The sequence below is a fragment of the Mesorhizobium sp. B1-1-5 genome (assembly GCF_006443065.1).
In the GTDB taxonomy this organism is placed as follows: domain Bacteria; phylum Pseudomonadota; class Alphaproteobacteria; order Rhizobiales; family Rhizobiaceae; genus Mesorhizobium.
The window spans coordinates 1-1,299 of sequence record NZ_VFWS01000447.1 but is presented as its reverse complement, the minus strand read 5'-3'; the positions used below and the strand labels follow the sequence as shown (position 1 = coordinate 1,299).

Below are 1,299 nucleotides of genomic sequence, written 5' to 3'. Positions count from 1 at the left end.
GCGCTGCCACTGCTCTATGCGGCGGGACTGGTGACGGTGCTGATCTATCTCGGCATCATCCCGCCGACTTCGATCGCTTCTGATTTTTCAGGCGACGTCTTGGGCATCGATGCCGTGCCCCTGGCTACATCGAACGCACTGACCTTGCGCATCGGTGTTGCGCTTGGCCTTGTCTTCATCGGCGCCGGTTTCTGGGCCGCCCGCAAATTTACCGCCGCGACCCACTTCCGCGCTGCGTCATGGGCGGCGTGGGGCGTCATCGTGCCGTTGGTCGTCCTGCAGGCATTCTGGTTCACGTTCGGCAATCTCGACCTCGATCTTGCCTACGCCGCCGTGGCGGCGCTGCTGGTCGTGGTTTTCGCTGCCGGCGGCGAGTGGATCGCGCGCGGCGAGCAACCGCCGTTGCAGGGCAGGGCGGCCGTATCCTTCGCGCTCGGCGGAGCCGCGCTCGCAGGCCTGCTGATGCTGCATATGGCCTTCAGTTCCGGCTGGACAACCATCCTGCTTAATGCGGCCGCAATCGTGCCGGCGCTGGCCACACGCTGGCGTTCCTATCCGGTGCTCGGCTGGATTTCGGTCGGCGCGGTCGCGGCGGTGCTTGGACGTGTCATCTTCGATCCGACCGTCGTCGGTGCCGGGTTCCTGTCGACGCCCCCGGTTTTCAACTGGCTGCTGCCGGGCTATGGCGTGCCGGCGCTCGCCTTCGCTTTCGCCGCCTGGCAACTGGCCCGCACCACCGACGGCCGGCCGCGCCTGGCCATGGAAGCTTCGGCGGCGCTGTTTGCACTGCTGACGCTTGCCATGCTGGTGCGCCACGCCATGCATGGCGGTGTCCTCAACAGCGATGCGCCCACACTTGCCGAACAGGCCATCTACACGCTGATCGCGATCGGCGCCGGCGCCATACTCGTGGCCATCGACAGGCGCTCGCCAAGTTCCGTGCTACGCTACGGGTCCATGGCGGCGTGCGTGATTTCGGTCGCTGGTGCTGAACCCGCTTTTCACCGACGAGTCGACCGGGCAGATCCCGGTCTTCAACCTGTTGTTCCTCGCTTATCTGCTGCCGGCGGTCGCGGCCGGAGGGCTTGCGCTCTATGCCCGCAACAAGCGGCCGAAATGGTATGCCGCCATGCTGGCGCTGGTTGCGGCACTGCTTGCCTTCGCCTATGCCACGTTGTCGGTGCGGCGCCTGTTCAAGGGCGAGTTCATCGGCTTGTGGAGAGGCCTTGGCCAGTTGGAAACCTACACCTATTCTGCACTCTGGCTGATCATCTGCGTGGCGCTGCTGACCGACGGAGT

At 65.4% G+C, this 1,299-nt stretch carries 1 pseudogene; it reads left to right on the top strand.

Annotated elements, in window-relative coordinates:
• Positions 1 to 1,299, top strand: a pseudogene (locus tag FJ980_RS32250) (DUF2339 domain-containing protein); the annotation flags it as partial.